This window comes from Mesorhizobium sp. M0991 (genome assembly GCF_040318915.1).
Classification (GTDB): Bacteria; Pseudomonadota; Alphaproteobacteria; order Rhizobiales; family Rhizobiaceae; genus Mesorhizobium.
Genome location: NZ_JAMYNE010000046.1, coordinates 1 through 20,941, shown reverse-complemented (window position 1 = coordinate 20,941; position 20,941 = coordinate 1). Strand labels below are relative to the sequence as shown.

Below are 20,941 nucleotides of genomic sequence, written 5' to 3'. Positions count from 1 at the left end.
TCCGTTAGAGCAGAGCGGTTACCTTGGCGTCGAACTGAGCGACAGCTTCCTGAACCTGTTCGGGATTGTAGACGTTGTGCCGATGACGGTGCTCTCCTGCCTCGATCAGCACCGCGCGCTGCCACAATTCTCCTTGCTCATCGACAGGCAAGAACGGACTTTCCAAGTCGAGCAGACAGATCGCAACGTCCTTGGCGAAGCGCTTGATGAAGTCAGACGATTTAACAACTTCCGTGGGTGGCCAGGCCGCTAGTTCATCGGCGAGCAGATTCTTCGCGAACTGGAGCCAGCTCGCGTCGTCGGGAAACACGCGCTGGGTCTGCGCCTTCATTAGCAGTGGCCAGCACGCCGCGTAGAATTCCGATCTCGCGCGCGGCAGCTTGAGCTTAGTCTTCGGATCTACCGTCGCGATCACGAAGTTCTCGGAATCGACAGGCGCGAAGGCAGCCGCTTCATCGAGCTTGTGCTGCGCCCGCCAGTCTGCAGGATGGTGGAGGCTCGGTTCAAACCAGAGGGGAGCAGTCGCGATCTTGTTCCATCGGACACGCAGGGCCTCGTTTGAATCAGACTCTATAAGGAGATCGAGGCGCTCAACAGCGCGAAGCGACTCGATCGACAGCGTCGGCCCGGACCCGCGCCAAGGAAGATCCGGCGCATTGGGCGGAACGTATTTCTGACCATCTTTGACCCAGCTTTCCAGCGGGAACAGCTGCCGCGCGAGTTTGGTAAGAGTGTCACGAACTTCTGCGTCGGAAATCATTCCCATAGAATGTTCACCTTGGCACGATATGCCTATCCGAGGTTGATTGGAATATATGCTCTTGCAAACTCGGGATATCGATGGGGTCATCCCCGGCGCGAATATTGACCATACTAATGCAAGATTGTGGTCAACAAATCAATGCGTTACCCTCTACTCGTGCGGGGTCAGGCTTCGGTGCTGACTCACAGTCATACGATGCACGATCCCGCTCCTTCGATCTGATTGCGACCCCAGAGAACCGGAAAGTATATTAGCTGTCTACCCGAAAAATTTGTCATCCACAGTGCAATCAACGCTCTGGGGCTGTTGACTGGATAAGACTGACGCGTTTAATCGCATTCGCGGCGCCTTTTCGCACCGCACGTTGCGTGCTCGGATCTAACGAAGTGGCCGCCTCCCTCAAACGATGCGCCTGAATTCTCGCGCGGGAATCCGTCCCACCTGATCCTCGAACTCCACAGGCGCTGTCTTTTGACGCTCTGTTCTCGCGCTCAGTATGTCAGAGAAAAGCGTGCAAAACGTCAGAGTGCCGATAGTCTCGCCCCATTACGTTAGTGCGGGCCGGCATGTCTAGCGATAGTCTTCCCTCAAGTTACTATGGAAGGCATAGCTCATGAGTTCAATGATTTAAGATGTCAGGATAGCTGGCGTTTCATCAGTTCCAGGCTAACATAGAGGAAGTTTCCGGTTCCACGGGCCAGGTCGAGGACGCGCGTCGTGCAGAGCTTATGGTGATAAGTCTTCACTGCAGCCAACGCTGCCGGATGATTTCCGGCATCCCGCAGTTCCTTCACCTGTCCTTGCACAGCCTCCCAATCGGCACGTAGGGGCTCAATCAATTCACTTACCGCGCGCTTTTGCCTTGGGTTCTGGCGAGCTTTCGGACGGGTTTGCAGCCAATTTTGCAGATCGCCGATCTGTTACCCACAGGGACTTTTTCCTCGCCACCAAATCGTCACGATCGCCCTCAGCGGTCGCTCGGCTATGCATGGCAGCTATGGCGTAGTCGGCTCTGTTGGTTCGATAGTCTTCTTTTTGGACAGTCATTGTTTGCTCCCAGTTTCATAGCCCCTCTTTTTGCCCTGGCGGGGAGATTAACTGCCGGTGCATTACGCGAGTCAATCGATGAACGACCACTCCGCAGTGGCCAAGGCGGGAAGCAAGCCGACAATTTTAACGTTGGAGCGGCTTACAGAGTGCAACACAGCCGCCCTTTCGTCGGGCTGCGTTGATCGCGTCCATGTTGCCCTTCAGCTCGCCGATCTTGGCTTCACCTGCCTTGATGTCTGTGTCGTCCATCATGCTGCCAACCGGCAAGCCAAGCCAAAACACGCCATCCACGTCATGGCGGGCCGTCCTGTGTTGTACGGCCATTATCGGGCCAGGTCGGAACTCGTTCGGAAAAGTTCGGCTTCCAAATGGCTGCAGGACGTGCCCGCGTATACGCTGGACGAAACCAGCATGGCTTGATGTCGGCTGGGCGAGTAGCGCAGCCCGACAAAACGCTGATGGCTACAAACGCACATAACTTGATTTTCATGCTTCCCCAAAATGCCCGCGGCGAGCATGCGTTGAGGGCGGGACGAAGTCTATGTGCCTTGACGGGATGCCGAATATATTCCTATTTTGCGGGATGCCGCACCGTCGCCGCCATGAACAGATTTCCGAGTATCATCTTGCCAAGATCGAACGGCAGGCTTGGCTACTGACGAAGGAACTGCGGGTCGCGCAGTTGTCCCTAAGGCCGTTCTGTCCGCACTACGACGCCATCGACAATTTGCATCGGGCCCTAAAGCGGGCGCTCAACTTGCTGCATGACCGCCCGGCGGATTACGAAGAACCGCATTTCGCGCCCATGTCGCGAGGGTGAAGAACTAGCCTGTCAGTTTAGTGAAGTCGTGGCGCCGCGCGCGAACATGTGCCAGCAAATTCGTTTCGTTTACGACCCCTGATTGAAACAGATTCAGCGTGGTCGAGGCCAGAATCTGACCGTCTATCGGGGTGCTGTACCATTTGGCGTCGGCAGTTACCTGGTCGACAACTCGCTGGCAGATCGCCCGATCTTTAGGTCTAAGAAACTGACTGTTCAGTGCTCGTAGCATCTCGAAGCCTTGAAACGGGGAGTCACCTGTCTCCCGCGCGATACCCATGCGTGGTCTCCGAGCATGGACCCTAAACGCATTCAGACAGAAAATTGCCATTCGTTTGAGTGGTACCGATGTCGCGTGGATAAGCGGCGGTCCGCGAGCTAATCCACCATGTCGCGCAGCGGCTTCTTGCGCTTTGGCGTCCTGTACTTCTCGACCAGCCTGACCTTGTCGATCTCGATCGTCACCAGCGGTCCCAGATCGACGGTCACCCTGCCGCCTTCCTCGTCTATGCGCGTGATCTGTCCGGTAAGCTCGATCTGCTGCCCCTTCTTCGCCTTGGTATGATCGATGATCGAATGCGGAAAGCTATAGCTCGGAATCGAGACGTTTACGCAGCGCTGAGTGACCCGTTTGCGAAGGCGGCCGGGATCGGCACCTCGTCACGAATGGAAATTCCGCGCGCCGTTCCATGAGTCTGGTGCGCTCGGCGCCTTACTCAAGATATTGCTAATTATGAATGAGCCCGCTTCCTCCAATCGATGGGATGAAGCCGTTCGTGGGCCGGTGCTACTTTGATGCATCGCGCGACTTACCCGACAAGAGCTGGCTCCAGAGGCAAAATATGAGCAAGACGACTCTCATTGCTATCGCAATCCTCGCGATCAGTGTCGGCTGTGCCGAAGCCAAGGACCGTAAGGTCGAAACCGCGCCCCTCGGCACGTACGCCAATTCGAAGAACCTGCCGGTTTGTACCGCGGCAAGCTCACTCTTCGAAGTCCTCGGTGATAAATGTTTTCTCGTCAGAGGTTCTGATGATCTATGGCGACATCGCTGAACTCTCCCGGACAATTACTTTGAGTTGGTAGCCTAAGCAACAACCTCCCAGCGCGGCCTCCAGTCTCCGGTATGAAGTTGCGTCGCAGGGGCTGCCTTCGCCCGGATATCGACCCGGTCTTCGCGCGTCGCCAATACCGGCGCAATCCCCAGTCACCACGGGCCTCTCCAAAATTCTTATGCCGTCCGCACCTGCGGTCGAGCGTGTCGCGCCAACACAGCAGCGCCTCTGCATCGTTTGGGCAACCCAACGCATAGCTTCCGGTCCGGAAACTCGCTTACGCGTCTCATCGTCCATTCGGCAGTGGAAAATTAGGCCGATTTGGCAGTGCTCAGAATCGCGTAGCTGTCCTGCGATCCGCTCGGAGAAGATGGCGAGTGGTTGCGGGCAACTGCGCCTCAAGCTGGCTGGCGACCGCCGTCTGCAGCCCGCTGCTGCGGAGCAGCGCTGACGCTGCGTTCGTCCGGACCCGTCGCAAGACCGCTTGATTGTATCCGGCCTGGAGACAGACAAACGCCGGCGCAACCTCACCCTGAAACCAAAAGACAATATCGATGACCTCCAACAGCTATGCTCCCAAGGGTTCAAGCGCCTGCAAACATTCACCATGCCAATTTCGCCATCGCCGCTAGAACTTAGAGCGCCAAGAGCCCGCCGACCAACCCCGCTTTAGCCGCAGCTAAGGGAACGATGTAGGCCCTCGCGGGTTTAGAGGTGGCAGCGGGATTCTTCGTGGATGTGCAGCCGCTGTGGGGGGTCCGTCGCCTCTCCCTCACCGGCGGCGGGCTCCTTTCGCGAAGGCGGTGTTGGTCAGAGAACCTTTACCGCAGTTCAAGTTAGCTACTTGTCATTGGGGGAGTAATGTCCCCTCCTCTTTTGCAGCAGCCAGGAATGCCTTGCGGGCCTCCTCGGGTTCCATCTCATCGAAAATCACGGCCATGCAAACGCGCACCGCGAGATCCCAGCAAGGGCCACGCTTGGTCCACTTCATCAGCTCCTCGCCGGCTGTCTCGGCGTTGTTGACATTGTGGATGATCCCGGGACGCTCGGTCTTGACGGGGACCGGAGGGTTGAACCAGTGGCGAGCCAGGGTTTCCTCTCTATAAACCGGCTCAGCGATTAGGACGGCTAACCATTTGTTAGGGATGGTCTGAGTCCGTGACGGGTGTTTCCAAACGTTCATCGACGTTTATCCGAGCGGTCGGTACGAAGCCGGTATGCATCATCTTCCGGTGGGTGTCGCCCTAGTCATTTCGCTTGTTGTCGGTCTAGCCATTGCGGCGATCGCCTCAAAGGACCATTCGGAAATCTGCGGCATCCGATGCTTATTCGTCCTCGGCGAGAGCGTTAATGTGAGGGCTGTCACGCCAAGGCGGGAATATCGAGAATGAATGGCAGCACACGGTCGCCATTGCCAGGTCACGACAAGCGAAGTTGGCTGACAGCTATTCGCGACCGTCGAAAGGCACGTAGAGGCCCATGGCAGTTGCTGCCTCGAGGATCGCCTTGGTTAGTTCTTCGTCGGAGGCCACCAAACAAGGCGCAGCCTCCCGAGCTTCGCGTAGTGCCGCTTTGATCGAGACCGTGTCGCGACGGTCCGCCCTGTTGAGGAGTACAGTGATTGCTTGCTCTAGAAGCGGACCGACCCTTTGCGCGACGCTCATCCGGCCCTCCCCAGGGACACGCCGAAGGGGAATCTACTCACTTCCTGACCGACATCAACGCCATGTACGAATCGTACGAATTGGCACGGTGCTAGGCCGCAACAGTCAGCAATTTTTAGCTCGAGTTTCTGATCGGTGATCGGATAATTGGCTCGCGCGCAGACCCCCTCCGACCATAGAGCGCGCTTCGATCCGCCTTTCGTCCACAACCTTGGGTCGAATCGTCCCCGACGTATACCGGAGGGAAGAACCTGCCATCAGGCTATTCGCGAAGGTCGAACGCGACGAACATGCCAAAGGTTGGGGCAAGATCGACAATAAGCTCCACCAGCTCGCAGTCACTTTCCGCCAGATGTAGCCCGTCTCGGCGCACCGCTGCGATAGTCTCTTTGACGGAGATGATGATTTGGCCGCGCCGGGCTCGTAAAATCAGCTCTTCAACAAGCTCATTGGCAGTCACTTTGATAGGTCGGCAGTTCGTCCAAACGTTCATACCAGGCCTCCCACCTCAGCGAGAACCCACGCGGAACATTCATGACCCTCTGTCGAGAAAAATCAAGAAGAATGTTTGATAAGTTCTGAGTGAGAATCAGGGGAGAAGCCACGAAGCGAGCCTCTGTACTCTTTGACCTGACGCTCAGCCAGCCGGCTAGGGACCTTCTTCCGTCGGGCCCTGTTTGGCCCGATCAATAGCCGCAAGTAATGACTGCAGGGTTGGCGGCAGTTCTGGTTCGACCTCCAGATTTAAGAATGTTTGTACGTGATGACGATAGCCTTCGGAACGGATCAGTTTCCGAAACGCTTCGGAGACAGACTGATGGTCTGCTTTGTTGCTCGTTGTCATGTTCGGGAAGTCCGTCCCAATGAGCCGCAACTCGCCCGCAACGAATGGGTTCCATCAGGAGGTCGGAATATTTGGTAGAAATTTCTGAGCGGGAGATCGGATAACTGGCTCGCGCGACCCCGTTGCTCGAGCGCATTACCTTCACCAACTACTTCGCGCGCGAGATTGCGTTGCCGGTCCGTGTCGACTTCGATGCCGATTTCCGAGACATGTTCGCGGTGCGCGGCACCACGCGTAGCCATCACGGTCGTGCCCATGACGCGCTGATTGGTGAGGCAAGCGTCACATTTCGGTACGAAGGGCTTGATAATGTGGCGCGCCAGTCGGTCATTGCGGAGCCGGATCAGGTGCATTCCAGTTACGCCGAGTTCCGCATTGTCGTGCCGAGCCGTGACCGCAGGATCCTCCATCTGGATGGTCGGTCACGGCGAAGAGATTCCGTCCAGTGACCGGTTTCGCGCCGCCGCTGGGCGAGCGCGATGTGCGATTTCGCTCAAAGCGCCGGCAAGGCGCCACCGTTTTCAGTTCCGGACGCGTGTTCAATGACTGGCTGGCCCGCACACGTGCCGACATCGCGCTCCTGACAACCGACCTCGCGACGGGACCATACCCGTATGCCGGCATTCCATGGTTCTCAACCGCCTTTGGTCGCGACGGAGTCATTTCCGCCTTGCAGATGCTCTGGCTCAATCCCGAGCTTGCCCGTGGCGTGCTGGCGTTTCTCGCCCGCTACCAATCGACCGAGACGTCCGTCTTCGGAGACGCGGACCCAGGCAAGATCATGCACAAAACGCGCAAGGGCGAGATGGCCGTGCTTCGCGAGTTGCCGTTCGGCCGACAGGACCGGAGATGAGGACTTTGTCGATCGCATTTGGGAATCACTGGGTGCTGCCACGGCTTGGATGGAAGAAGTCGGAGCCCGCAACGGGGAGGGGTTCGTTACCTACAGCAGGGCAGCGGATACGGGCCTCTTCAATCAGGGCTGGAAGGACAGTGCCGATGCGATCTTTCCATACCGACGGCACTGTTCCCAAGGGACCGATCGCCTTAGTCGAGGTGCAAGGTTACGTCTTCGCAGCATACCAACCGCGCTGAACGCTCGCACCTACCAAGCCGGACAGCGCTACTGGTCGCTGCATGTTGCACAGGAGCGGAAGAAGCTCGAACGCCGAGGCTTTACCCCACCAGATCGACGCCGAGATCAGCCGCTATGCGACGGCGATCAGCCGCATCCTTCGCTCTCAAAAGCAATATGGCTCAACACCGGATAGTGCCACATGAGCAAGGGAGCGAGCATATCCGTCCGCGAAGCGGAACGGAGTGGGGGTGTGGGGCCTCAGGCCCCGCGTTTTCCTTCTGTTGGCGGTAACGCCGCGCGCGCGATGGCATTTCGAGGCAGTGGAGCGCATGCCGGATGACGGGTTCCTCGCGAGCACCAGGCCGCGCACCATGAGCCGCGCTCGCCGTCTGTCGACCTGGTTGCCGCCGTGCTTGAGCGCGAGTGGTGGCGGTGGCCTGAAGGTCGCGACGAATGAACCGCCGGCCCAGTTCAATCCGCGCGACGTCCTTCAAAGCTGGGGGGATCGATCTTCACCAAGCGGTCTGCGGCCTCGACCGCAGTTCGTATCCTGCTGCACAGCGCGAGATTTTCGGCCAGCATTTCTTCAGTGCGTTGAAGCGCGAGCTCGGTCCGGTGGATGCGCTGCCTGGCATTGGCAACTTCCGATGTCAAAAGATCGGCCGCCATCCCGTGGCCGTGGGGTTCCATAGTGTCCATGGGTTTCTAATACATGGGGGGCGATATCGTTCCATGATGTCGGGCGAAACGGCGGGCCGCAGAAAAGCGCGATGGGCCGAATGACCAATGCGCTCCCTGTCAAAACAGCGGACGCTGAGGAAGATCACAAGGGAAGCACTAAGGCGCAACTCAACCTCAAAGCGAACGGTCCGTTTTTTTTGGAACTTTGTGGGCTGGTCGACAAATTGCACGAGGTTCCCTGATATGACAGGCACTCTGACCCCGTCGTTCCCAGTCAGGCGAATGTCGCTGTCGTCTCGAGGGACCAAAACCATCACCTTTCGGACCGATCACGTGACGATTCGCGACGGCATGAAAAAGATGACGGCGGCACCCGCTACCGAGTGCCGTGTCGGTGCTGCAGGCCCCAGGCCGAAGCAAGGGGAAGGCCGGTTTTCTGCTTGTGGGGGAACAGCGCCCTTTATTCCCCTGCCCAATACCGAGCAGGTGCGCGACAAACGCAGGCGTAATGAATGCGAGCAGTTCCACACGAGCAGACCGACCCCACCAGCGCCGCATACTCGCGACGACTCGGACCGTCTCGAAATGCACGAGCACTGTTTAAACCATCAGGACGGTGGAGAGGGCGAGAGCAGTAGCTATTCTGAAATCTCCAACGATGGTCGGCAAACCGATAATGGAAGCGAGCAGTCAGTCGGCGCCAGAATGGTTGTCGGCCACCTAAGTCGAAGAAATTCTGGAGGAGGAACAAGGCGTCCAAAGGACGGGGGTCAATCACCGCCCAGCATACGGCTACGAGGTGTGGTTCAGGGGATTTAGCCGTAGTGCCAGTGCGGCTTTGGCTCGGTGCCGGTGAACATGACGCCGATGCGGTCTTCGCGACGCCAACGAACCACCGCCTTGTAGGCGATGCCGTCGGTCGGCACATAGAGCAGGAATTCGTCGGGGACGCGAGCGTCGATCGAGGCCTTCAGTTCGGCGCCGCCGGCATGCATGTTGCGCACCGTGCACGTGACCTCGGAATGGGTCATGCCGGTCAGGATTGTTGCGCCCTTGAAGACGCGCTGCCTGCGTTGGCGCCTCTGTTCGTCTTCAGCCATTTCGCCTAATTCCCGGCGTCTGTCGCTTCGTGTAGCTTTTGGTCTGCCAGATAATTGAGCGTGGCTGATGAACATAGCGTTATCGTCAGAGGCGGCGTGACATGCGGGATCGGTCGTGGAAGTACGTTTCAGGAGCATGCCGGCCTCCTACCAAAGGGCTTGCCAAAGCGGCCGGCGACCCCAATGGGTCAAGCCGGGGATCAAAGCCCGCGTGAAGCACCTTGCGGCAAGGAAGGGCTTCGCTGCAGGTTTTTTGATGGAGAACTAGCTGCGGCGTCCGACTAGAATGAGCCTTATGTTCCAATCAACGGAACCGTGACGGTTGTCGCATAATTAATCGGATACCGGTCGAAATACGGGAACTCGATCACGAACGCATATTTGGCGGTCAGATGTGCCATTCGAAAGCCGCCGCTGGGGGCGTCGATTGCTATTGTTACGTCGACGTCGCTCAATCCCAAACTCAGCAATTTTGCCGTGGCTATCGCTTCTATCTCTGCTTCGGTTAGCGAGTTCTTCATTTGCAGCGCACGTGAGGACGTTTCCAGCGTGTACCGAACACTCGACATGGCATTCAGAGCCCAGCCGAATGCGAAGATGCCGATCAAAAGCGTTATCAGAATAGGCGCGATCAGCGCGAACTCCAATGCAGCTCCGCCTGATGCCCCACGTATGAAGGCTCTCCCTTTAGCGAACACGAATCACCTGTTGCTGGCTGAGCTCGCGCGAGAGGGAAAACTCGCCAAAACTGAAGGGCGGGAACCAGGTGGTTGTCGCCTGTATTACAACGAAAACCGCGGGAGCTTTCAAACTGTCGCACAGGACAGATAGATCGACCACGGTGATCCCGCACATATATTTCCGGCTCAGCGTCACCTGCGCGTCATCGGGATGATTTTCCCAGCTCGAAAGGGCGACGGCTTGGGTAGCCGCGTCGTCGGCTGCGCCTTGCATCACGAGGTTCGCCGCCGTTTTGACGCCTGCACGCATCGACAGCGCGCTTGATACGAAAGACCAACCGTTAATGACGCCAAGAAGTACCAGGCAAAGGATCGGCACAATCAGCGCAAACTCTACCGCAGCAACACCCGAATCGCTCCGGAAGATCCGGGCTGATAATCGTTCCACGAAGATTACTCCACAAGCCGAACGGATTGCGTCGCCGGAATATTACGCATTCCGAGGCTCGTGCAATCCTGGCTGATGCTCGTGTTGCCGGACCACTGCAAGGTACCGGCGACGACCTGCGTGCAACCACCCTTGCCAGAAAAATTGCCGAGATAATTGACGTCCTGGGTTGGAAAATACAGAGCGCCGGTCAAAAGCGAATCCGCCGTGCCGTTTAACGTGTTCGATCCCGTCAGGTTACCTCTGTCGCCGTAAAACAGGACACCGGAATACGTGCCCGACGTGGGTGCACTAAGTTTGACGGTGGCGTTGCCGTTCATGGTGACGCCGGAGCTGCCGGCCAGATAGATGATGACTCCGGTGCCGGAAACATTGGCGTTCGCGTTCGCCTTGAAATCACCGCCTTGAATGACGTACACGCCGGGCGCGAGCGCAACATTGCCGCTCAAGCTCAGCCCGCTGCAGTATGTCCCGGGGTTCAGGGTCGACAATTTCGAGTTTTGACAGGGGGTTGTGGCTGGTGGCGCCGGCAGGTCGGCAAAGGGATCACCAGCGGGTAAGGCCTGGGTTATCGGGCTGGCGCAAACAGTCGTCACAGGGTTGTTCAACGAAACACCGCCGGCCGATATCAGGCAGTCGGCCTGAAGGTTTGCCGATCCCTGAAGCTTGATCGCATCGGCGGCAATGGAATTGGACATCACGGAGCAGCCCGTCATTTTTATGGTCGAACTGCCGGAAAACAGCGCCGCTCTCGGGGCGGAACGATTGAGCGACAAAGCGCAGGCCTTTGAGGCGTCAGTGATGAAAGCCACCGCTCTTGCCCGTGCGCCGATCGCGTTTTGCGTGAATATCGATGTGAAAAACCGATCGAGGGTCTGATGAACGATGACCTCGACGGCCTTTTGGGCGACATTCGGGCCAGAGGACGGGGGAGTGAAGATTTCGATTGTGCCTGTTGACGGGTCCCAGCCGTTCGTCGTCGCTGACAGTGTCGCGGCGGCGACTATCGTTGGCTTGTCAGATCCCGAAACCTTTTCCAAAGCGCCAGCATAGGCTGCCGCATCCGCCACCGCCTGTAATTTCAGGCTGCTAAAATACCAGTAGGAGGTCTCGATACCGAGACCCGCTGCGCCGACGACAATCGGCAACGATAGGGCAAAAATAGTAGCAACGTTGCCGCTCGTCCCGACGCCTCGTCGCAAACACCGAACCAACCGCCTCGATATAATGCGCCCCATTTCCATGGGGTATTTAACGAAAAGATGGATGAAGGAATGGCTAAGAATTTCGCTCCATTTGATATATCCGCTCCTTGGCGCGGCCGGCACAAGCTCCCGCGGCCGCACTCGGCGAGCACGCTGCTGGTCGCTGGCCCTATCTTCAACCGGCGGCGCCAGTCGCGTATCGGGTTAGCGTTTCCAGTCTCAATGATTGACTTTGCGAGTGTTTCGCCCTCGTGGGTAGGCTAACGGCCATAGCCGCGACAAATGAAATCAGATTTGCGCCAAAGCGTGCACGGCAAGCAGGCCTCACCTGCACGCGCTCCACTTTGACAAGCCTAGGCGCCAATTGCACGGCGCTTCCAGGAGTTCCACCTGGAGCTATGTGCGCTCTCGCGCGAAACAGCGCGCCCCCTTTGCCAGGCCTTCGAAGCAATCCGTCGCTGAGAACACGCGCGACTCACGAGCGTTTCAATGGAGGGAGTTGCTTGCCACGCTCGATGTTGGAGATACTTTCCAGTTGCGGCCGATGCGATCGGCCATTGGTTTGGACGCGTACATGCCGTTCGCAGGCGGCTTGTGGGCGCGACGTGAACGGAAAAGAAACGTTTCCAACATTAGATTCCGCGATTCGAATGAATCTCGCCTGTTCGGCATAGTCGCAACGCGGTGCTGGGCTAGTCGTGCCAACAAATCAATTAGCGCCCTGGCGGAACTGAGCCCGATGAACAGCTTGACGATACGCCGCCGCATACTCGCCAGTTTCGCGGCCGTTCTGGTTGTCATGTCGGTTATGGCCAGCATTACATACGTTTGGTTTCTCCAGACGGAGCAAGAAGCGACCAGCGTGGAAAAGGAAACTCTTCCGGACCTCTATCACAGCACCCAGATCATGATGGGACAGATGGATGCCCATAGTCTTCTCCAGGAATATGCTCTTCAGGACAATCCTGCCGACAAGCGGGCTTTCGAGGCTACCATCAAGGCGAACCGCGACGCCCTGCAAGGGTCGATGGACGAGTATGAAGAGACCATTGAGTCCGATTTGGACAAGCAGAACTACGCTGTCGTCAAGGACCTCGCCGATCAATTCCGCCAAGCCGAAGCCGCCGTACTGGATGCCAGTCGTGCCGCGTTGGCGAAGGGAGAGATCTCCAACGAGCGCCCGGCCATCAAGAACAACGTGGAGCCGATCTTTCGGAAATTGCAATCGGCTCTGCAAGCCATGGTCGAGGACCATAGAGGAGAGGCAAACAGCTCGACCCAAAAGATAGGTTCGATCGTCCGCACAGCGAAGTTGGGCCTGATTGCCGGGTTCCTCGTAGCACTCGGTTTGGCCCTTTTGTGCGGCTATCTTCTATTCCGTGCCGTTAGTGTTCCGCTTGGCCGATTGGTCGATCTCGTCCGTGTAATGCGCCTGGGCGACTTCAGCGGGCGCCTCGATTTGAAGCGCAAGGACGAGTTTGACACGCTGGCTGAGGGCTTCAACACCATGGCCGATGATCTCACCACGCTGATAGGCCAGGTTCAGAAATCCAGCATTCAAGTCAACACATCGATAACCGAGGTGGCCGCCACCTCAAAGGAACAGCAGGCAACCGCAAATGAGATCGCGGCCACTACGACCGAAATCCGAGCGACCGCGAAGGAAATCTCGGCAACCTCCAATGAGCTCGTACGAACGATGAGCGAAGTTTCTGCGGTCGCCGAGCAAACCGCCACGCTGGCCACCGGCGGACAAGCAGGGCTGGCACGCATGGAGGCAACCATGCAGCACGTCATGGAAGCCGCCACCGCGATTAATTCCAAACTTGCGATCCTGAGCGAGAAGGCCGGCAATATCAATCAGGTGGTGACCACGATCACCAAGGTTGCCGACCAGACCAACCTTCTTTCGCTAAACGCCGCAATCGAGGCTGAAAAGGCGGGCCAATATGGGCGAGGCTTTGCGGTCGTGGCAACGGAGATCCGGCGGCTTGCCGACCAAACCGCCGTCTCGACATACGACATCGAGCAGATGGTCAAGGAAATTCAATCCGCCGTCGCAGCCGGCGTCATGGGCATGGACAAATTCTCCGAGGAGGTCCGACGTGGCATGCAAGATGTGCAGCAGGTCGGCGGCCAACTCTACGAGATTATTCAGCAGGTCCAGGGCTTGGTGCCACGGTTCGAAGTGGCCAATGAGGGAATGCAGGCCCAGGCAACGGGCGCAGGGCAGATCAGTGAGACGCTGATACAATTGAGCGAAGCTGCCCAACAGACGGTTGAATCCCTCCAGCAATCCACGCTCGCGATCGACGAACTCAATCAGGTTTCGGGCGGGTTACGCAGCAGCATTTCCCGTTTCAAACTGCGGGCGCTGCGAGAGGTGCCTGCGAGCTAGGACGACAATGTTATTCCTCGGGTTCTGTATAGGTAGCGACCGGTATGTGCTGGACATGGAGCAGGTTGAAGAGGTCCTGCCTTACATCGGCGTGAGAAGGCTGCCGGGCGCGCCGAACGGCGTAGTAGGCCTAATCAACTGCCGGGGCTTACCCGTTCCCATGATCGATCTCAGCCTGCTTGCGCTTGGCCGCCCTTCGGCGCTGGTGCTGAGCACACGAATCGTTCTGATACGCTATCCAACCAAGGATGGTGAGAACCACCTGCTTGCGCTTGTTGCTGAACGAGCGACCGATATGCTCAAGCGGGATCCTTCTGACTTCGCGCCGTCCGGGATGGAGGCGGGAACTCCGCCCTACTTGGGCCCCGTGGCGTCCGACGATAGAGGACTTGTCCAGTGGGTCAGGGCCGAAGCGCTGCTATCTGACGACATTCGCGAAACGCTGTTCCGTCAGGTCGCGATGAGTTCATGATGTTTGGTGCGGTCGAACAGCTACTGAGGGAAAAGATTGGACTGGACAGCGGCACTGTCGGTCTGTCGGTGATCCGTCACGCGCTCCGGGAGCGGATGTCAGCCTGCCAGATCAGTGAGCTTCAAGATTATTGGCAATTGCTGGCTGGCTCCCCATCCGAGCTCCAGGAACTGATCAACGCGGTTGTCGTACCGGAGACATGGTTCTTCCGAGATCGTGAAGCTTTCACTGCAATGACGCGTCATGCACGGGCGCGCATGCGGCCGGGTCAACCCGTAATGCTCTTGAGCCTACCATGTTCGACAGGCGAAGAGCCCTATTCGATGGCGATGGCCATGTTCGATGCTGGTTTCGGAGCACAGGATTTCAAGATTGACGCAGTCGACGTGAGCACGGGCAACCTCGCGGCCGCGGAGCGCGCGGTCTACGGGCGCAACTCATTTCGCGGCGATTTTCTCGAATTCAGAGGGCGCTATCTCGAAGCGGCCGAAGGCGGACTACGGCCTGAGGTGCGGGTCCTGAAGCAAGTCCGGTTCAGGCTTGGCAACCTGTTTGATCCTGCGGCCTCGTATGGGCTGGCACCGTACGACATTATTTTTTCCCGCAACCTGCTGATCTATTTCAACCGAAACCTGCAAGACCGCGCGCTGGTTTGTCTGAAGACCCTCCTCGCGCCAGATGGCCTGCTGCTCGTCGGTCCAGCGGAATCAGGCCTTCCGATTCTGCACGGCTTTGCTTCAGCGCGATTACCCATGGCATTTGCGTTCACGAACGTGGAGCCGGCTAAGGCGCCCCGGACGGTTGCACCCTCCAAGTCGCGCTTCGGTCCGGCCACCCCTGCTCCTATCTCTGACGTCAGCAAAGTGCTGAGCCCGATCCGGCCGGCCTCCAGTAATGCAGCGACAGTGGAGCGCTCCGTCCACCCGTCCGAGCGGGCGGCCCAAAGCCTCGCTTCTATAGAACGCACCGCCAATGCCGGACGAGTTGCGGAAGCAAAGGAACTCGCGCTGACGCATCTCGGGGAATACGGTCCCTCCCCGGAAATCTTCTATCTGCTCGGGCTAGCTCAGGATGCAGAAGATGCGCGTTCCGAGGCGATCCAGAACTATCGCAAGGCCCTCTATCTCGAACCCCGCCATCAAGAAGCCCTCGCGCATCTTGCGCTGCTGCTTCGCAAGCAGGGTGACATCGCCGGTGCCGAGGCACTCACCGGGCGGCTCGGTCGGATTGGGAAAAGGAGCGGCACTTGACGTCAGCTGAGCCCGGTAGCGCATCATCGGTGCCGGACATCGCCATCGGCGACTGCTGGCGGCAAATAGGCGTTCGTGGTGACAGATCGTGCCCTGAACTGGAGCAGCATCTCCACTGCCGGAACTGCCCGACCTATAAGGAAATCGCACGGAACCTCCTGAACCGTCCGCTGCCGCCCGGCTATCGGGACGAGTGGGCCCGACATTTTGCCCAGGCAAGGACCGATGAACCAGTCGGGAATGCCGAGGGCAGTGCATTTCAGACGGTCGTTGTCTTTCGTCTCGGCGAGGAATGGCTGGCGCTTCCGGTTGGCTGCTTCCAAGAAGTGGCCGAACCTCGTAGTATCCATTCGCTGCCACACCGCAGGAACAGTGCGGTCCTCGGCATCGTCAATGTTCGAGGCGAATTGCTGGTTTGCGTTTCGTTGGCCAAACTGCTCGGAGTAGACGATCGCAAAACGCGGGTACAGGACACGCGGACCAAGGCATTTCCGCGTCTTATCGTCGTCGGCAACAGCGACAAGCGCGTCGCTTTTGCTGTGGACGAAATGCACGGCATTTATCGATTCAAACAGAGCGACCAGCTTGCCGTGCCTGCTACCGTTGGCAAGGCGTCCTCGACCATGACGGCAGCCATGGTCTCGTGGCGAGGGGGCGCGGTCGGTTGTCTGGACGAGGCGCTGCTGCTGGCCATGCTCGATCGAGCTATCGCATGAGCGGCGCGGACTACAGCCAATTTTCGATGCTCGACCTCTTTCGGGCCGAACTGGAGACGCAGTCGCAGGCCCTGACGTCCGGTCTGCTAGCGCTCGAACGCGATCCCGTGTCCGCCCAGAGTCTCGACGCTTGCATGCGGGCTGCCCATTCGCTGAAGGGGGCGGCCCGGATTGTCGATCTGACGCCAGCGGTGGAAGTTGCGCACGCGATGGAAGAATGCCTGGTCGCCGCACAGCGGGGGCGTCTCAGCCTGAGTCGCGAGCACATCGATACACTTTTGAAAGGCGTCGATCTCCTCGGATCCATAGCGAGTGAGCCTGCCTCGGCCGATGAGAGCGCCAAACCGGAAATAGCCGGTTTTCTGCTGGCGCTTGAGCAGGCATCCTCCCCATCGACAGCCAAGGTGCTTACAGCATCAGAGACGGAGCTCGCCGGCTCAAATGCTGCCCCGCAGGAGGCGCCGTGGGCCTCTTCGGCAAAGGAAACGGGCGTCCTCGCTCGATCGGAACCACTTCTTCAACCTTATGGCGGCGTCGGTTCCGACCGTATGGTGCGGGTAACGGCCGATAGTCTAAACCGCTTACTAGGGCTTGCCGGTGAGTCCCTGATGGAGGCTCGTCGCCTCAGGCCGTTTACGGGCGGCCTACTTCGACTGAAACGGATTCAGTCGGATCTCGCCATTGCCTTCGACGTTCTAGGCGACGCACTGGCCGAGATTCCTAAGGACGACGGGGCGGTGCAAGCATTGGCAGAGGCGCTGCAAAAACTTCGGCTGAGCCAGACGTTCCTCGCAGAGCGCCTTGACGAATTGGACTCGATTGACCGCAGAGCCACTGACCTTGCGAATCGACTCTATGACGAAACGCTGGCGAGTCGCATGCGCCCCTTCGAGGATGGCGTCCGGCACTACTCAAGGACGGTGCGCGACCTTGGCCGAACCTTGGGGAAGAACGTGCGGTTAGACATCGTCGGGGGCTCAACTGGCATCGATCGCGACATCCTAGACCAACTCGAGGCACCACTCGGCCATCTCCTCCGCAATGCTGTCGACCATGGGCTCGAAACGACCGACGAACGTATAGCAGCCGGCAAATCGGAAGAAGGTGTCATCAGGCTCGAAGCACGGCACAATGCGGGCCTGCTGCAGATAATCGTCGCGGACGACGGAAGGGGAATCGATCTGAACAAGCTGCGCGAGACGGTCGTGGCGCACGGCCTGACGACAGAGGAGACCGTCGGCAGACTTGCCGAAGCGGAACTGCTCGAATTTCTGTTTCTGCCAGGCTTTTCGATGAAAGCGACGGTTAGCAACATCTCCGGACGCGGCGTGGGGCTCGATGCCGTACAGGCGATGGCCAAGCAGGTCCGAGGCCTCGCAACCGTCTCCTCAGAGTTCGGCTTCGGAACCCGATTTCAACTACAGCTGCCGTTGACCTTGTCGGTGCTCCGCACGCTGCTCGTCGACATTGACGGAGAGCCATACGCCTTCCCGCTCGCAGGCATCGCCAGCACGATAAAGTTGCCGCGCACGCGCATCGAACTGCTCGAAGGCCGGCCGCATTTCCGCTTCGAGGATCGACAGATCGGACTAGTCACCGCGCACCAGGTTCTTGACCGCGCTGAGCCGCAAGCAGACGCCGATGAACTTTCAGTCGTTCTGATTAATGGTGATCACGGTGAAACCCACGGGTTGATTGTCGACCGCTTCCTGGGCGAGCGCGAGTTGGTGGTCCGGCCGCTAGATCCTCGCTTTGCCAAGGTCAAGGACATCAGCGCGGCGGCGTTGATGGAAGATGGTTCGCCCGTGCTTATCGTTGATGTCGACGATCTGATCCGATCAGTAGACAAGCTCGCGTCATCCGGCGGCCTACGCACCTTGCGGCGGGGTACTACCAGCCCCGATCTTAGGAGGCGCAAGCGCGTTCTGGTGGTCGACGATTCTTTGACGGTACGTGAGCTCGAACGCAAGCTGCTGGACAATAACGGCTATGAGGTCGAGGTGGCGATTGATGGTATGGATGGATGGAACGCCATACGGTCTGAACCATTCGATCTTGTTATCACCGATGTTGATATGCCGCGCATGGACGGCATCGAACTGGTGACCTTGATGAAGAAGGACAGCCGGCTCGGGAACACCCCGATCATGATCGTGTCGTACAAAGATCGCGAAGACGATCGCAGGCGAGGTCTGGACGCCGGCGCGGACTACTACCTGACTAAAGGGATTTTCCACGACGAGACACTGCTCCATGCAGTCGTCGACCTGATCGGCCAGGCGACAGAATGAGGCGCAGCGTGTGTATCCATCAATGAGGATCGCTATCGTCAACGATATGCCTCTTGCGGTCGAGCTTCTGCGGCGATTGGTTGTATCAACCCCGGAACATCAGGTGGCCTGGATCGCCGTTAACGGGCGTGAGGCAGTAGAGGCCTGCCAACGAGACCTCCCGGACCTGATCCTCATGGACCTGGTGATGCCGGAAATGGATGGCGTCGAGGCTACGCGCAGGATCATGGCGAAGACGCCATGCCTGATTCTGCTGGTCACGGCGAGCATTGAGGCCAACATTCCTGGTGTCTATGAAGCAATGGGGTATGGTGCGCTTGACGCGGTCGACATCCCCTCGATCGGCTCTGACGGCCCGGGGTCCGGACGGTCCGCACAGCTTATTATCAAGAAGATAACGACGATCAGCAAACTCGTACGTGACGCGCCGTCTTCAAATTGGGGCACACGGACATTGCCCCCGTCTGTGTCATCGGCACAGCACCTTATTGCCATCGGCGCGTCTGCGGGCGGGCCGGCAGCTGTTGCCGCGATCCTCGGCGCTTTTCCGAGCAATTTCACGGCCGCAATAGTTCTCGTACAGCATCTCGATGCGCAGTTCGTACCCGGTCTTGCAAACTGGCTCGGCCAGCATGCGGCACTTCCAATCCGTCCTGCACGCGAAGGAGATGAGCCCGAGGCCGGCACCGTTCTAATTGCGGCCACGGCTGATCATCTCGTCTTCAAGTCAGCCCACAAGCTCGGCTATACCCCGAAGCCGCACGACAACGTCTACCGTCCCTCCGTAGATGTATTCCTTGAGAGCGCCGCGCAGTGGTGGTCGGGTGTCGTGATCGGTGTCTTGCTCACGGGCATGGGTAGAGATGGTGCCCAAGGGCTCAAGCTGCTACGCGACAAAGGGCATTTGACAATCGCTCAAGACAGCGCGTCGAGTGCGGTCTATGGGATGCCCAAAGCCGCCGCTGCCATCGGTGCCGCTGTCGAGATCCTACCACTTGACTCAATCGCCCCGCGCCTAATCGAGGCGTGCGGCCGATCTTGCTGAAAGGTTATTCTATGACGGGCAAATCCAATCTCGTCTCACCCCTGGCAGACAATTACTCGTCAATGGTTCTGCTGGTGGATGACCAGATAATGATCTGTGAAGCGGTCCGGCGCGCGCTGGCAAACCAGCCGGACATAGATTTCCACTTCTGCACCGATCCGCTCAAAGCGACTACAGTTGCCGACGAAGTGAAGCCAACGGTCATCCTGCAGGATCTTGTCATGCCGGGCGTTGATGGGCTGGACTTGGTACGGCAATACCGAAAGAATTCCTCGACGCATTCTGTCCCCGTTATCGTGCTGTCAAGTAAAGAAGATCCGGCCATCAAGGGCGAGGCATTCGAGGCCGGAGCCAACGACTATTTGGTCAAACTGCCGGACCGTATCGAGTTGGTCGCTCGTGTCCGTTATCACTCCCGGGCCTATCTTGACCACGTTCAGCGAGAGGAGGCATACAGGGCCCTGCGAGAAAGCCAGCGGCAATTAATGCGTGCGAATCTCGAGCTGGAACGTCTCACACGGATTGACGGTCTCACAGGTCTGGGAAACCGGCGCTACTTCGATGAATATCTCGCGGCGGAATGGAAGCGCGCGGTCCGCACGAAGAGCCCGCTGTCGTTGTTTATGATCGATGCCGATCACTTCAAGCGCTACAACGACACCTATGGCCACATGGCAGGCGACGAGGTGCTGAAGCAGGTCGCCAGTGTAATCCAAAGCAGTTGCAACCGCTCGACCGATCTCGCGGCGCGCTACGGCGGCGAAGAGTTCGTCGTGGTGGTGGTCGATATTTTGCAGGCGCAGTCGGGCGCTATGGCCGAGCGGCTCGTGCAGAGCGTGCGAGCCTTGAGCATTCCACACGGTTCTGAGCGGGTGACAATCAGCGTCGGTGTTGCAACCATGGTGCCTGATGAGAACCACACGCCAAATGACCTCATCAAGGCGGCCGATCTGGCGCTCTTCCGCGCCAAGTCGGAAGGACGGGACCGTGTCGTGTATTACGACTAAAGGTAAGGGTGCTTTACGGACGGGCTTACAGCTCGTGCAGTTTAAAGGCTTGGTGATCGCCGAACGGGACCCCTCGATTGTCAACCGGGCAAGCGAAACAGTTCAAAGTCAGTTCCATTTCTGGATAACTGCTGTTCCGCGGACCGGAACCTCAAACACGAATTCGTTTTCGACGGCTACGCCTCCGACGCTTATGCGCCTGGTCCAGTCTAATCTAGAGCACGTCCTGTTTAATCCGGTTCATATCCTGCGGCTTTGAAGTAGTTGGCACATTCGGCTGGGGTGAAGAGGTCGACGACCGCGCCGACCGCGTCCCACAGAGCCGTGATGGTTCTCTCGGCCTTTGCTCGCAGCAGCGCCTTGAGTTTGGCGAA

Annotated in this window: 23 protein-coding genes and 1 pseudogene; 12 read left to right on the top strand and 12 right to left on the bottom strand. The window is 58.3% G+C overall.

What is annotated here, in order from left to right; genetic code table 11:
• Window positions 1–4 precede the first annotated feature (4 nt).
• The gene (locus NKH70_RS32615) at window positions 5–766 is read right to left on the bottom strand and encodes a hypothetical protein (protein ID WP_352508197.1); all 762 of its coding nucleotides are present in this window, start codon (window positions 764–766) and stop codon (window positions 5–7) included.
• Window positions 767–1,888: 1,122 nt separating this feature from the next.
• On the opposite strand from NKH70_RS32615, the gene NKH70_RS32610 reads away from it, so the two are divergent.
• Both NKH70_RS32610 and NKH70_RS32605 read left to right on the top strand, forming a co-directional pair.
• Window positions 1,889–2,233 carry a hypothetical protein gene (locus tag NKH70_RS32610; protein ID WP_352508195.1) on the top strand — a complete coding sequence of 115 codons (345 nt, stop codon included), beginning with the start codon at window positions 1,889–1,891 and terminating at the stop codon, window positions 2,231–2,233.
• A 136-nt stretch (window positions 2,234–2,369) separates the two neighbouring features.
• Window positions 2,370–2,633: a hypothetical protein gene (locus NKH70_RS32605; protein WP_352508194.1), complete on the top strand. Its 264-nt coding sequence runs from the start codon at window positions 2,370–2,372 to the stop codon at window positions 2,631–2,633.
• A 4-nt stretch (window positions 2,634–2,637) separates the two neighbouring features.
• On the opposite strand, the gene NKH70_RS32600 is transcribed toward NKH70_RS32605, so the two are convergent.
• On the bottom strand, window positions 2,638–2,913 hold the full coding sequence (locus NKH70_RS32600) for a hypothetical protein (RefSeq protein WP_352508193.1): 276 nt from the start codon (window positions 2,911–2,913) through the stop codon (window positions 2,638–2,640).
• A 562-nt stretch (window positions 2,914–3,475) separates the two neighbouring features.
• On the opposite strand from NKH70_RS32600, the gene NKH70_RS32595 reads away from it, so the two are divergent.
• Window positions 3,476–3,688: a hypothetical protein gene (locus NKH70_RS32595; protein ID WP_352517329.1), complete on the top strand. Its 213-nt coding sequence runs from the start codon at window positions 3,476–3,478 to the stop codon at window positions 3,686–3,688.
• An 847-nt stretch (window positions 3,689–4,535) separates the two neighbouring features.
• Here the strand turns inward: NKH70_RS32595 and NKH70_RS32590 are convergent.
• The 4 genes from NKH70_RS32590 to NKH70_RS32575 all read right to left on the bottom strand — a co-directional run bounded on the left by NKH70_RS32590 (window position 4,536) and on the right by NKH70_RS32575 (window position 6,196).
• On the bottom strand, window positions 4,536–4,871 hold the full coding sequence (locus NKH70_RS32590) for a DUF982 domain-containing protein (protein ID WP_352508190.1): 336 nt from the start codon (window positions 4,869–4,871) through the stop codon (window positions 4,536–4,538).
• 262 nt (window positions 4,872–5,133) lie between these two features.
• Complete coding sequence (locus NKH70_RS32585) at window positions 5,134–5,352, bottom strand: hypothetical protein (RefSeq protein WP_352508188.1); 219 nt, start codon at window positions 5,350–5,352, stop codon at window positions 5,134–5,136.
• Between the two features lie 262 nt (window positions 5,353–5,614).
• On the bottom strand, window positions 5,615–5,845 hold the full coding sequence (locus NKH70_RS32580) for a hypothetical protein (protein WP_352508186.1): 231 nt from the start codon (window positions 5,843–5,845) through the stop codon (window positions 5,615–5,617).
• A gap of 156 nt (window positions 5,846–6,001) precedes the next feature.
• Complete coding sequence (locus NKH70_RS32575) at window positions 6,002–6,196, bottom strand: hypothetical protein (protein ID WP_352508184.1); 195 nt, start codon at window positions 6,194–6,196, stop codon at window positions 6,002–6,004.
• 122 nt (window positions 6,197–6,318) lie between these two features.
• Here NKH70_RS32575 and NKH70_RS32570 point away from each other — a divergent pair, with 122 nt between their 5' ends.
• On the top strand, window positions 6,319–6,645 hold the full coding sequence (locus tag NKH70_RS32570) for a glycogen debranching N-terminal domain-containing protein (protein WP_352508182.1): 327 nt from the start codon (window positions 6,319–6,321) through the stop codon (window positions 6,643–6,645).
• Complete coding sequence (locus tag NKH70_RS32565; protein ID WP_352508180.1) at window positions 6,642–7,049, top strand: glucosidase family protein; 408 nt, start codon at window positions 6,642–6,644, stop codon at window positions 7,047–7,049. Before NKH70_RS32570 ends, NKH70_RS32565 begins: the two co-directional genes overlap by 4 nt.
• Before the next feature lie 696 nt (window positions 7,050–7,745).
• Here NKH70_RS32565 and NKH70_RS32560 read toward each other — a convergent pair.
• The 5 genes from NKH70_RS32560 to NKH70_RS32540 form a co-directional block, all read right to left on the bottom strand.
• Window positions 7,746–7,943, bottom strand: coding sequence for a hypothetical protein (locus tag NKH70_RS32560; protein WP_352508178.1), 198 nt, complete (start codon window positions 7,941–7,943; stop codon window positions 7,746–7,748).
• 827 nt (window positions 7,944–8,770) lie between these two features.
• The gene (locus tag NKH70_RS32555) at window positions 8,771–9,055 is read right to left on the bottom strand and encodes a PilZ domain-containing protein (RefSeq protein ID WP_023680838.1); all 285 of its coding nucleotides are present in this window, start codon (window positions 9,053–9,055) and stop codon (window positions 8,771–8,773) included.
• A gap of 293 nt (window positions 9,056–9,348) precedes the next feature.
• The gene (locus NKH70_RS32550; protein WP_352508176.1) at window positions 9,349–9,702 is read right to left on the bottom strand and encodes a TadE/TadG family type IV pilus assembly protein; all 354 of its coding nucleotides are present in this window, start codon (window positions 9,700–9,702) and stop codon (window positions 9,349–9,351) included.
• Window positions 9,703–9,742: 40 nt separating this feature from the next.
• Window positions 9,743–10,183: a TadE/TadG family type IV pilus assembly protein gene (locus NKH70_RS32545; RefSeq protein ID WP_352508174.1), complete on the bottom strand. Its 441-nt coding sequence runs from the start codon at window positions 10,181–10,183 to the stop codon at window positions 9,743–9,745.
• Between the two features lie 5 nt (window positions 10,184–10,188).
• The gene (locus NKH70_RS32540; protein ID WP_352851933.1) at window positions 10,189–11,421 is read right to left on the bottom strand and encodes a pilus assembly protein TadG-related protein; all 1,233 of its coding nucleotides are present in this window, start codon (window positions 11,419–11,421) and stop codon (window positions 10,189–10,191) included.
• 706 nt (window positions 11,422–12,127) lie between these two features.
• Here NKH70_RS32540 and NKH70_RS32535 point away from each other — a divergent pair.
• From NKH70_RS32535 to NKH70_RS32505, 7 genes are read left to right on the top strand one after another with little or no spacing between them, the layout of a single operon-like run.
• Complete coding sequence (locus NKH70_RS32535; RefSeq protein WP_353027231.1) at window positions 12,128–13,786, top strand: methyl-accepting chemotaxis protein; 1,659 nt, start codon at window positions 12,128–12,130, stop codon at window positions 13,784–13,786.
• Window positions 13,787–13,793: 7 nt separating this feature from the next.
• Window positions 13,794–14,258 carry a chemotaxis protein CheW gene (locus tag NKH70_RS32530; RefSeq protein WP_352508170.1) on the top strand — a complete coding sequence of 155 codons (465 nt, stop codon included), beginning with the start codon at window positions 13,794–13,796 and terminating at the stop codon, window positions 14,256–14,258.
• A complete protein-coding gene (locus tag NKH70_RS32525) occupies window positions 14,255–15,508 on the top strand; it encodes a CheR family methyltransferase (protein WP_352787507.1) in 1,254 nt (417 codons plus the stop codon). The genes NKH70_RS32530 and NKH70_RS32525 overlap by 4 nt, the downstream gene beginning before the upstream one ends.
• A complete protein-coding gene (locus NKH70_RS32520; protein WP_352508166.1) occupies window positions 15,505–16,224 on the top strand; it encodes a chemotaxis protein CheW in 720 nt (239 codons plus the stop codon). Before NKH70_RS32525 ends, NKH70_RS32520 begins: the two co-directional genes overlap by 4 nt.
• Window positions 16,221–18,515: a hybrid sensor histidine kinase/response regulator gene (locus NKH70_RS32515; RefSeq protein ID WP_352508164.1), complete on the top strand. Its 2,295-nt coding sequence runs from the start codon at window positions 16,221–16,223 to the stop codon at window positions 18,513–18,515. The genes NKH70_RS32520 and NKH70_RS32515 overlap by 4 nt, the downstream gene beginning before the upstream one ends.
• A gap of 22 nt (window positions 18,516–18,537) precedes the next feature.
• Window positions 18,538–19,560 carry a chemotaxis response regulator protein-glutamate methylesterase gene (locus NKH70_RS32510; RefSeq protein WP_352508162.1) on the top strand — a complete coding sequence of 341 codons (1,023 nt, stop codon included), beginning with the start codon at window positions 18,538–18,540 and terminating at the stop codon, window positions 19,558–19,560.
• An 11-nt stretch (window positions 19,561–19,571) separates the two neighbouring features.
• Window positions 19,572–20,567, top strand: coding sequence for a response regulator (locus tag NKH70_RS32505; RefSeq protein ID WP_031195385.1), 996 nt, complete (start codon window positions 19,572–19,574; stop codon window positions 20,565–20,567).
• Between the two features lie 230 nt (window positions 20,568–20,797).
• Here NKH70_RS32505 and NKH70_RS32500 read toward each other — a convergent pair.
• A pseudogene (locus tag NKH70_RS32500) lies at window positions 20,798–20,941 on the bottom strand (IS630 family transposase); the annotation flags it as partial.